Annotated in this window: 10 protein-coding genes and 1 pseudogene; 10 read left to right on the top strand and 1 reads right to left on the bottom strand. The window is 59.9% G+C overall.

Features of this window, described 5'->3' with window-relative positions; all coding sequences use genetic code 11:
- Window positions 1–210 (bottom strand): SsrA-binding protein (smpB, locus tag RTK01_RS13965; protein WP_312281554.1); only part of this gene is annotated, 210 nt, incomplete at its 3' end.
- A gap of 166 nt (window positions 211–376) precedes the next feature.
- On the opposite strand from smpB, the gene RTK01_RS13960 reads away from it, so the two are divergent.
- From RTK01_RS13960 to RTK01_RS13915, 10 genes and pseudogenes are all read left to right on the top strand, one after another.
- Window positions 377–919, top strand: a complete 543-nt coding sequence (locus RTK01_RS13960; protein WP_312281553.1) for an NUDIX hydrolase — start codon at window positions 377–379, stop codon at window positions 917–919.
- A gap of 21 nt (window positions 920–940) precedes the next feature.
- Window positions 941–1651, top strand: a complete 711-nt coding sequence (locus tag RTK01_RS13955) for a response regulator (RefSeq protein ID WP_312281552.1) — start codon at window positions 941–943, stop codon at window positions 1649–1651.
- Between the two features lie 84 nt (window positions 1652–1735).
- Window positions 1736–3538, top strand: a complete 1803-nt coding sequence (locus RTK01_RS13950) for an ATP-binding protein (protein WP_312281551.1) — start codon at window positions 1736–1738, stop codon at window positions 3536–3538.
- Between the two features lie 27 nt (window positions 3539–3565).
- Window positions 3566–4843: a hypothetical protein gene (locus RTK01_RS13945; RefSeq protein WP_312281550.1), complete on the top strand. Its 1278-nt coding sequence runs from the start codon at window positions 3566–3568 to the stop codon at window positions 4841–4843.
- Window positions 4844–4867: 24 nt separating this feature from the next.
- Window positions 4868–5668, top strand: coding sequence for a hypothetical protein (locus RTK01_RS13940; protein WP_312281549.1), 801 nt, complete (start codon window positions 4868–4870; stop codon window positions 5666–5668).
- 293 nt (window positions 5669–5961) lie between these two features.
- Entirely contained in the window at window positions 5962–7260 is a 1299-nt protein-coding gene (locus RTK01_RS13935) for a UDP-N-acetylglucosamine 1-carboxyvinyltransferase (RefSeq protein WP_312281548.1), read from the top strand.
- A gap of 158 nt (window positions 7261–7418) precedes the next feature.
- Entirely contained in the window at window positions 7419–8204 is a 786-nt protein-coding gene (locus tag RTK01_RS13930) for an MBL fold metallo-hydrolase (protein ID WP_312281547.1), read from the top strand.
- Entirely contained in the window at window positions 8192–8674 is a 483-nt protein-coding gene (gene rlmH, locus RTK01_RS13925; protein WP_312281546.1) for a 23S rRNA (pseudouridine(1915)-N(3))-methyltransferase RlmH, read from the top strand. The genes RTK01_RS13930 and rlmH overlap by 13 nt, the downstream gene beginning before the upstream one ends.
- A 50-nt stretch (window positions 8675–8724) precedes the next feature.
- Window positions 8725–9030 carry a hypothetical protein gene (locus RTK01_RS13920; RefSeq protein WP_312281545.1) on the top strand — a complete coding sequence of 102 codons (306 nt, stop codon included), beginning with the start codon at window positions 8725–8727 and terminating at the stop codon, window positions 9028–9030.
- Between the two features lie 13 nt (window positions 9031–9043).
- Window positions 9044–10057 (top strand): annotated as a pseudogene (locus tag RTK01_RS13915) (phospho-sugar mutase); the annotation flags it as partial.

Here is a 10057-nt window from a genome sequence, read left to right as displayed (position 1 = left end):
ATTAAAAATGTTGCCCTTTTCGTAGGGAGAGATGTGCATGCCGTTGACAAACAGCTCGCCGTCCTGAATGGAGCACCACGCGTCCTTCAGATTCAGCGTTCCGGCCCGGATGGACTTCACTTCCGTGCCAAACAGCTCAATACCCGCCTCGAATTTCTCCTCCACGAAGTAATCGTGGTACGCCTTGCGGTTCTGGGCCGCGATCTTGATTCCCTTCTTCTCCGTGGAAAGCGCCTCCCTTCGGGTTCCGTTCTGTAAGATGATGGTAGTTTAGCATAATCCTGCCCAATCTTCAAGTAAAAGAAACGTTGTCATCCCTTTGGTTCTTTGCTATAATGGCTAAAGATGAAAATAAAGAAGCGAAGGGGCCTTTAAAATGGTTGAAAATCTGGAGGAAACGTTCCTTTCCCGGCAGGATGTATTTTCAGGGAAGCTGCTGAACGTCCATGTGGATCAGGTGCGCCTGCCCGACGGGAAGACCGCTTCCCGGGAGGTGGCGGACCATTGCCCGTGCGTTGCCGTTGTGGCGCTGGACGGGGGGAACAATGTTCTGACAGTGACACAATACCGCTATGCGTTCGGTAAGACCCTGCTGGAGATTCCGGCGGGGAAGCTGGAGGAGGGCGAAGAGCCGGCTGTGGGTGCCCTGCGAGAGCTGAGAGAGGAAACCGGCGCGGTGCCGGACGAGCTTTTGCCCATGGGGAAAATTCTTCCGTCCCCGGGCTGTTTGGGAGAGGAGCTGTATCTCTTTCTGGCCCGCGGCCTTACAATGGGGGAGGCCCGGCCTGATGAGGACGAGTTTCTCCGGTTGGAGCGCATTCCCATGGAGGAGTTGGCACACCGCTGCCTTCGGGGCGAAATTGAGGACGGGAAAACCGTTGCCGCCATTTTGAAGGCCAAGCTTTTACTGAACCTTTGACAAGTTGAGAGAGGAGACTCCATGGAACCGAAAAAGACAGTATTGATCGTGGAGGACGAGAAAAATATCGTGGACATCGTCTGCTTCAACCTCCAGCGGGAGGGTTATGCCACGTTGGAGGCATACGACGGGGAGGACGGGCTGGAAAAAGCCCAAAGGTCGAAGCCAGATTTGATCCTTCTGGACGTGATGCTGCCCAAGATGAACGGCTTTGACGTGTGCCGCGCCCTGCGGGAGAGCCGCAACAACGTGCCCGTTGTGATCCTCACCGCCCGGGAGGAGGAGACGGACAAGGTTCTGGGCCTTGAAATCGGTGCGGACGACTACATCACAAAACCTTTTTCCATGCGGGAGCTGATTGCCCGCGTGGGGGCGAACATCCGAAGGCTCGGCATGGCTTCGCCCCTTGCGGCCTCGGCCGCCGATGGGGCCATGACCGTGGCGGGCGATCTTGCCGTCAATACAGACAGCCATCAGGTGTTCCGCAGCGGGGAGGTCATCGAGTTGACCCAGCGGGAATACGAGCTTTTGACCTTTTTGGCCAGCCACCCCAACAAGGTTTACGCCCGCATCGATTTGATGGAGCAGGTGTGGAACTACGGCTACGTGGGCGATGATGCCCGAACCGTGGATGTGACCGTCCGCCGTCTGCGGGAGAAAATCGAAACGGACCCGGCAAACCCCCGCTACATCCTCACCCGGCGCGGGGCGGGCTACTATTTCGCAACATAAAAAGCGGGAAACGGTCCCTGAATCAGACGGGGAACCGCCCGGGGCGGGGCCCCCGGATTTCCGGAAGGAAGAGAGGCGCCAGCCGTGTTCAAAAGTCTCCACATGAAGCTGATGCTGATTATGCTGCTGCTGATTACCTCGCTGATGGCAACGGTGGGCGCGTTTCTCACCACCAACGTCGCCAGCTTCTACATAGACGGGTTTTTTGAGCAGATGAACGATATGTTCGGCTCCACATCGGAGGCGGACGGCGTTGCCACGGCCAAAAATGCCAGCTTTATGGCAGACCTTCTCGCCGCCGCCGACGCGCCGGAGGGCGCGACCCAGATGCAGAAGATTCTGGAGGCCAACGCCGGAAGCCTTGGCATCGACTATCGCTCCCGGAACTATTACGTTTTGGACGGAGCTTCCGGTGCGGTGCTGGCGGAGTCGGGAGAGAGCGGAGGGGTTCTCGCGTCCACGCCAAACTTGATTAAGGCCCTCAACGGCGATGTGGGGGACCGCAGCGATCTGACTGAAGACTACATGGATGTGGCCATCCCCATTTCTGGGGAGGAAGGACGCTACATCATCTATATACTGGACAACCGGGACACCGTGTCCAACCTCAACAGCCAGCTTTTCACCATCATCATGCAGGCGCTGGTGATCGGGCTTTTGATTTCCGTGCTGTTCAGCTATCTTCTCAGCAAAACCCTTGTGGGTCCCATCGAAAAGGTGACGGAGGGAGCGGAGCGGCTGGCGGGGGGAGACTTTGGCAACAAGCTGCCGGTGGAATCACCGGACGAAATCGGCATTCTTACGGGGACCTTCAACCACATGGCGGACGTGCTTCAAGACAGTCTGAACGCCGTGGAAAACGAGAGGAACAAGCTGGACACCCTGTTTCTCCACATGACCGACGGCGTGGCCGCCTTTGACCACGACGGGAAACTGATCCACTGCAATCCCGCTGCCACGGTGCTTTTGCAGCGCTCCGTCCCAAAGGAAGCGGTTTATGACGAGCTGTTCGGCTCTATTTATCCGCTGGAGCAGATACTGGCCCTCCAGCGGCCCAACTATGCCGACACGGAGATGGTGGTGGGTGAGAAGACGCTGGAGGCGTATTTCGCCCCGTTTTCCGATCGAGCGAGCGGCGGTGTGCTGGTGGTTTTGCACGACGAGACGGAGCACCACCGCAGTGAGGAACGGCGCAAGGAGTTTGTGGCCAACGTCTCTCATGAGCTGCGCACCCCTCTCACCAATGTGAGAAGCTATGCCGAAACTCTGCGGGACAGCGGGGGAGACATTCCACGGGACACCGCCGACAATTTTCTGGATATTATCATCAACGAGACGGACCGCATGACCCATATCGTTCAGGATCTGCTGACGCTCTCCCGGCTGGACGCGGGGAACACGGAGATGAGCTGCGCCCGGTTCGACTTTGGTAGCGCCATCGCCAGCGTGGTCCGGGCCAATGCGCTGGAGGCACAGCACCGCGGCCACGCGCTGAAGCTGGAGCTGGCCCAGACTTTGCCCATTATCGAGGGGGACCGCCAGCGGCTGGAGCAGGTGATGATGAACATTTTAGGCAACGCCATCAAATACACGCCCGACGGCGGGCGCATTCTGGTCACTGCCGGAACCACCGAGGGGCATGTGTGGATGGAGGTGGCCGACAATGGCATCGGCATCCCGGAAAAAGACCGGGAGCACGTTTTCGAGCGGTTTTACCGGGTGGACAAGGCACGCTCAAGGGAGTCCGGCGGAACGGGCCTGGGCCTGTCCATCGCAAAGGAGATTGTGGAGCGGCATCAGGGCACGATCCGGCTGACCCGTCACGAGGGGCCGGGCACCACGGTCCGGCTGACGCTGCCCCTTCGCCAGACGCGGTGGGAGGCATGACGCAAAGAGACAAGAAGGAGGGCGGGCATGGACCCAAGAGCGAAAAAGCGGCGGAACCGTCTGCAAAATATCGCCATCGCCTTGTTGAGCGTCTCCGCCGTGGCGCTGTTTGTCCAGACGCAGCTATTTAATCTCCGGGGCGACGGAGGCTATCTCTCCGGACTGCTTTCCTCCGGCTCGGTTCAAAAAAGCCAGAGCGTTTCGGGGCTGACGGATCTTGAGCTGCCCGCGCGGGTGGCTGTTACGGGAGCCTACGGCCGCTGGGGAGGACTGGCCCTGACCACCGGAGACGAGGATTTTTTAAAACCGGGAAATCTTTTGATGGAGGCGCTGGGCTCCGCCGGGACGATGAAAAAGTGCGGCGTGGAGGATTTTCGCGCCGCGCTGCAAATGGGGACGGACGCCGGAGGCTCCGTCTATTATGACTTCGGCGGGGCGCTGCCCCTGTCCATTTTGGCAGGAGTGGTGGGCGCACGGTGGAACGGGGGGGAGATCTCCGCCCGCCGGGTGCTGGTACAAGTGGATGAAAACGCGGTGCGCCTGTTCGCATGGGACGGGGAAAGCGCCTGCTTTGTCTGCACCACGGCCATTTCTGCCGAAAGCGTGAGGGAATTGGTGAGAGAGTATTCTCTTGGAAGCGCTTGGTTTGCCTTTGACCGGCCGGAAAGCGACGGGCATGTGGCTGACTTTTCTCTTTTTTCCGATCAGCTTGATCCCCCTGTAAACCTTGCCGTCTCCGCCGAAATTGCGGATTCCGACGCGGTGCTGGAGGCCCTGTCCTTCAATCCCCACACCAACTCCCGGTATCCGGAGCCCTCGGGCGCGGAGGTGGTGGTGGAGGGAGACCGAAACCTTCGTATTCACCCCGATGGGGAGATTTCCTATCAGGGGAGCAGTGGGTCGCTTCGCATCGCTTCCGAGGAAGAGGTTCCCACAGAGACGGAAACCGTGGTGGGCGTTTTTCAACTTCTGAACGGGCTGCTGCCCGAGCAGAACGGTGGAGTATTATTTTTGCAGGAGTATACCGCAGGCGAGGCTTCCGTCACGCTGCGCTTTGGCTATCAGTACGCGGGACTTCCCATCCGCTTCTCGGACGGGGGAGTTGCCGCGGAGGTGACGCTGGAGGGAGCGTCGATTGTTCGGCTGACCCTGCGGGTGCGGCAATACACCCCCGCCGAAAGCAGAGAAAGTCTGTTGCCGCTGGCGCAGGCGCTGTCCATTGCCCGGGCCTGGCCGGGACGAGAGCTTGCCGTCCGTTATGTGGACGGGGGGAGCGCCGTCATCGCCCAGTGGCTGGCAGAGTAAGAAACAAGGAGAGGGGCGGAGAAAATGGAGACGCATCGCCTGAAAAGTATCATTATTCTCACGCTTCTGCTGATGAACGTGTTCCTTCTGGGGACGCTGGGAATACGTCAGGCTCAGCAGGCTGCCGCCTGGCGGCAGGCCACGGAGGAGCTGGTGAAACTCTTTGCCGCCGAGGGTGTGACCCTCAGTGAAGCCGCCGTCACTTTTGACCCGCCCCCTCCGGCGTTGACGCTGGAGCGGGACGCCGGGGCGGAGAAGACCGCCGCCGCCGTTTTCTTGGGAGATGAGCTGACCGCCGCCGACGAGGGCGGCGGTATTCTGACCTATACCTCCGCGCTGGGCCGAGCGGTTTTCCGCGCCTCCGGCGCGTTTGAAATTGTGGGAGAGCTGGGGAAGACCCCTGTCGATTTGGTCCGCCGCTTTTGCCGCAGCTATGAATGCGAGGCGCCCGACGAGTGGCTTGACGCGTCCGGAAGCGGGTCCGTCACCGTGAACCGGCTGTACAGGGGCTATCCCGTGGAGGGCTGTACCGTCACGTTTTTGGCGGAAAACAACGTTTTGCGCTCCGTCAGCGGCACCTTTTTGCCTCTGCACTCCACGGCGGTGCAGGGAGAGAGCTTGCTGACCGCTTCCACTGCCCTCACCGCGTTTTTGGAGGCACGACGGACTTCCGGCGCGGTGGTCAGCGCCGTCAAGGGGCTGTCACCTTGTTACGAGCTGCAAAATACCGCCTCCGCCCTGACGTTGACGCCCCTGTGGCGCGTGGACACGGACGCGGTGGATTACTATGTGAATTGCGTCACCGGCGCGGTGGATCACGCGTGAAAAAGAGAAGAAAAAGGCCCCTTTTGTCGAAATAGAAAGCCGCTCAAAGGGCTTAAAAGTTTTGATTGTGTTTCTTGAAATGTGTGGTAAAATGTGTTATGGTAACTGTGCGCGCAGCGCACCGCGCCCGCCTATGGCCGCTTTGCGGACATGGCGGAGAAGGTCCGCGAAGCGGGCGGCGCGCATGTAAAAAAATTGACTTGTTTTGGGCCCTGTTTTCGGTATGGAAGTCCCATCTGGGGGTACAATGAAGACAGACGGTCCGTTTTGACGTAAAAGAGAGGGTTTTGGGTTTGACAAAATATATCGTTCGGGGCGGCAAGCCCCTGTTTGGCGAGGTGGAAATCAGCGGCGCGAAAAACGCGGCCGTTGCCATTCTTCCCGCCGCGCTATTGGTGGAGGGAGTCTGCCGCATTGAAAACATCCCTCAGATCTCCGACGTGCATTTGTTTTACACCATTTTGGACGAGCTGGGCGCGTCTGTCCGCGCAATCAATCCCCACACTGTGGAGATTGACTGCACCCATATCCGCTCTACCCGCACCTCTTATGAGATGGCGCGGCGCATCCGCGCGTCCTATTACTTGATTGGTGCGCTGCTGGGCCGCTTTGCCCGGGCCGACGTGGCCATGCCCGGCGGGTGCAATTTCGGTGTGCGGCCCATCGACCAGCACATCAAGGGATTTAAGGCGCTGGGGGCTGACGTGACGGTGGAGGGCGGCTTTATTCACGCCTCCTGCCGGGAGTCCCGCCTGCACGGAGCCAATATTTATCTGGACGTGGTTTCCGTGGGCGCGACGATGAACATCATGATGGCTGCCGTTCTGGCGGAGGGGAGCACCGTGATTGAAAACGCGGCGAAGGAGCCCCATATCGTGGATTTGGCCAACTTTTTAAACTCTATGGGGGCGAATGTCCGGGGAGCGGGCACCGACACTATTAAAATTCAGGGCGTTTCCCGTCTTCTGGGCGGAAGCTACGCCATTATCCCCGACCAGATTGAGGCGGGTACCTACATGGCGGCGGTTGCCGCCACCGGCGGACAGATTCTGGTGAAAAATATTATTCCCAAACACATGGATTGTATCACCGCCAAGTTGCAGGAGTGCGGCGTGGAGGTGGAGGAACGGGAGGATACGCTGCTGGTTCGTCGCAGTGAACCGCTGCACCAGACCAACGTGAAAACCATGCCGTATCCCGGCTTTCCCACGGATATGCAGCCCCAGATGACCACGGTGCTCTCCCTTGCAGAGGGCACATCGCTGGTGACGGAAAGCGTTTGGAACAACCGCTATCGCTATGTGGACGAGCTCAAGCGCATGGGCGCGTCCATTCAGGTGGACGACAAGACCGCAGTGGTTCAGGGCGTGGACTATCTCACCGGCGCACCCATTCAAGCCTGCGACCTACGGGCGGGTGCGGCGCTGGTCATCGCGGCGCTGGCGGCCAAGGGCGAGTCTGAAATCAGCCAAGTGCAGTATATCGAGCGGGGCTATGAGCGCATTGTTGATAAGCTCCGCAGTCTGGGGGCCGACATCCGCGTGGTGGAGGAGCCGGGAGAAAACGAGCAGTTGGAAGCCCACATCGGCTGATCTGCCCGGGCCAAAAGCACATGACGCATCAGGTTTTTTTTGAGTTATTACCGCGTCCGCGATGGAGGTCGCCGACTTTCGTCGACAGTCTCCGTCACGGGCGCATTTTTATCACCGGGCGACCGCCGCCTGAATTCAAAACGCACGGGGGACTTTTTTTGACGACTTTACATACGCTTGCCAGCGGCTCTTCGGGAAACGCCGCCCTGCTGGAAAAGGACGGCGTTTGTCTTCTTTTGGATGCGGGCATTTCCTGCCGCCGGATTACCTCGGCGCTGCGGGAGCTGGGCCGGTCGCTGGAGGACTTGTCCGGCATTTTGATTACCCACACCCACGCGGATCATATTGCCGGGCTGCAAACTCTTTTAAAGCGGTGGGACGGCCCGATATACGCCAGCGAAGCGGCGGGGCGCGACCTGCGGCGGCGATTGGCGGGCATTGAAAACCGCCTGTCACCCTTTGCCATGGGGGAGCGGTTCACCGTGGACGGCTGCGATGTGGACGCATTTCCCACCTCTCACGATGCCCCCGGCTCCGCCGGGTTTCGGGTGGGGGACTTCGGCCTGTTGACCGACACAGGTTTTGTCACCGACGCGGCGGCGGAGGTGCTTTGCGGCGTACCACTGCTGATGCTGGAGGCCAATCACGACGTAGATATGCTGCGGGGCGGGCCGTACCCTTATTTCTTAAAGCGGCGGATTCTTGGCGATGAGGGGCATTTGAGCAACGAAGCGGCGGCCCAGTTTGCCGTCCGCTCGTGCCGGTCCGGGACGGAGGAACTGGTTCTGGCGCACCTGAGCCGGGACAACAACACGCCGGAGACGGCGCTTTGCGCCGTGTCCGCCGCGCTGGCGGAGGCGGGAGAAGGCCCGGCACTGTCCGTTGCGGAGCGGGAATGCACAGGCTCCTGCCATCAGGTAACGGAGGGCGTATGCAAAAGGTGAGCGTTCTGTGCGTAGGTAAGCTGAAGGAGAAGTTCTACGCGGACGCGGCAGCGGAGTATTTGAAGCGCCTGTCGCGGTATTGCAAGGCGGAAATCATGGAGCTGGCGGAAGCGCGGCTGAGCGAAGCGCCGTCTCCCGCCGAAATTGAGCGGGCGCTTCTTGAGGAAGCGGGCCGGGTAGAGGAGCGGCTTCCCAAATCCGGTGCGCTGATTGCCCTGTGCGTCGAGGGGAAAACGCTTTCATCCCCCGCGTTTGCGGAGGCGCTGAACAGCTTTGCCGTGTCCGGCGCGTCCCAGCTTACCTTTTTGATTGGCGGCAGCGTGGGACTGCATCAAAGCCTGAAAGACAAAGCGGACCTGCGCCTGTCCATGTCGCCCATGACCTTCCCCCACCATCTGGCCCGGGTAATGCTGCTGGAGCAGCTATACCGGGCGTATCAGATTCAAACGGGCGGACGGTATCACAAGTGAGTTAACTTTTAATCCTAACAAATTTTTGATTTTGCAGAAGGAGGGACCCAATGAAAGACGAGAACAGCTGGGGCCTGCGCCAAAGTGACCTGCCGGAGGGTTGGCCCACAGGACCGAACGGAGAGCCGGAGCGGGCGGAGCTGCTGATTTCCGCTCAGTCGGAGCTGGGGGGCGGCGCAGATGTGCTGCTGTCCATGATGAGTGGCTGCGGCATCCCTGCGTTTAAATCCGGCACGCTTGGCAAGGTGATTTTCGGCTTTGCAGGACGGGGTGTGGACATCTACGTACCCCAGTCCCTGCTGGAGGACGCCAAGGCGATTCTGGACAATCCCGCCCAACTGGGCGGCGAAGAATAAGGAGGGAAATCCCATGGAGTTCATGCGGGAATATGAAAAGTGGCTGAACAGCCCCGCCCTGTCTCAGGCGGAAAAGGATGAGCTGTCCGCCCAGAAAAACAACACCAAGGAGATCGAAGCCCGGTTTTACGGCCCGCTGGAGTTCGGCACCGCCGGACTGCGGGGAATTATGGCCGTGGGCCTGCACAATATGAACGTCCATGTCATCCGCCACGCAACCCAGGCCTTCGCCCAGGTGATTTTGGCGGAAGGGGGCGACGCGGCGAAGCGTGGCGTTGCCATCTGCATGGACTGCCGGGTCGGTTCCATGGATTTTGCCCGGGAAGCGGCTGGGGTCTGTGTTGCAAACGGCGTGGCTGTGCGAATTTTCGACGCGCTGCGCCCTACGCCGGAGTTGAGCTTTGCCGTGCGGGAATACGGCTGCATTGCGGGCATCAACGTCACTGCCAGCCACAACCCCAAGGAGTATAACGGCTACAAGGTCTATTGGGAGGACGGGGCACAGCTCCCGCCCCACCACGCGGCGGCTGTTGCGAAGAAGATGGAGGAAATCGACATCTTCACCGGCGTGAAGGCGCTGCGGTGGGATGAAGCGCTGGCCACCGGACTTGTCACCGTGATGGGAGAGGAGACGGACCGGCGGTTTATGGAAGAGGTCACCGCCATGATCAATGACCGGGAAACCGTCGCCAAGGTGGCGGACACCTTCAAACTCGTATATACCCCGTTCCACGGCTGCGGCTATAAGCTGGTGCCGGAGGCGCTGCGAGCGCTGGGGGTGAAGCACATTCTGTGCGAGCCGAAGCAGATGATGATTGACGGGACCTTCCCCACCGTGAAGTCCCCCAACCCCGAAAATCCGGAGGGGTTTTATCTGGCGGTTGACCTTGCCCGGGAAAACGACGTAGATTTCATCGTGGGGACCGACCCGGACAGCGACCGGGTGGGTATTATGGTAAGGGGTAAGGACGGAGAGTACCGTCCCGTCACGGGGAACCAGACCGGCGTGCTGCTGCTGGACTATCTC

Origin of the sequence: Oscillibacter sp. (assembly GCF_031978065.1) — a bacterium.
Classification (GTDB): Bacteria; Bacillota; Clostridia; order Oscillospirales; family Oscillospiraceae; genus Oscillibacter.
Note: the sequence above shows the minus strand (reverse complement) of the source record. Positions and strands in the feature narration are given on the sequence as shown.

What these genes read in the sequence shown, in the direction of transcription:
- RTK01_RS13960 (WP_312281553.1), top strand. Translation starts at nt 377, where the DNA reads ATGGTTGAAAATCTGGAGGAAACGTTCCTTTCCCGGCAGGATGTATTT.
- RTK01_RS13955 (WP_312281552.1), top strand. Translation starts at nt 941, where the DNA reads ATGGAACCGAAAAAGACAGTATTGATCGTGGAGGACGAGAAAAATATC.
- RTK01_RS13945 (WP_312281550.1), top strand. Translation starts at nt 3,566, where the DNA reads ATGGACCCAAGAGCGAAAAAGCGGCGGAACCGTCTGCAAAATATCGCC.
- RTK01_RS13940 (WP_312281549.1), top strand. Translation starts at nt 4,868, where the DNA reads ATGGAGACGCATCGCCTGAAAAGTATCATTATTCTCACGCTTCTGCTG.
- rlmH (WP_312281546.1), top strand. Translation starts at nt 8,192, where the DNA reads ATGCAAAAGGTGAGCGTTCTGTGCGTAGGTAAGCTGAAGGAGAAGTTC.
- RTK01_RS13920 (WP_312281545.1), top strand. Translation starts at nt 8,725, where the DNA reads ATGAAAGACGAGAACAGCTGGGGCCTGCGCCAAAGTGACCTGCCGGAG.